General features: G+C 54.1%; 1 rRNA gene. It reads left to right on the top strand.

The window, feature by feature from the left end:
- Nucleotides 1–255: ribosomal RNA gene (locus N5923_RS00050) — 23S ribosomal RNA — on the top strand; the annotation flags it as partial.

The raw sequence follows: 255 nt of genomic DNA, 5'->3' as shown, positions 1-255 counted from the left end.
CTAACTGGAGGACCGAACCGACTAATGTTGAAAAATTAGCGGATGACTTGTGGCTGGGGGTGAAAGGCCAATCAAACCGGGAGATAGCTGGTTCTCCCCGAAAGCTATTTAGGTAGCGCCTCGTGAATTCATCTCCGGGGGTAGAGCACTGTTTCGGCTAGGGGGCCATCCCGGCTTACCAACCCGATGCAAACTGCGAATACCGGAGAATGTTATCACGGGAGACACACGGCGGGTGCTAACGTCCGTCGTGAA

It is taken from the genome of Winslowiella arboricola (assembly GCF_025527015.1).
Classification (GTDB): domain Bacteria; phylum Pseudomonadota; class Gammaproteobacteria; order Enterobacterales; family Enterobacteriaceae; genus Erwinia; species Erwinia arboricola.
This window is presented reverse-complemented; position numbering and strand designations above follow the sequence as displayed.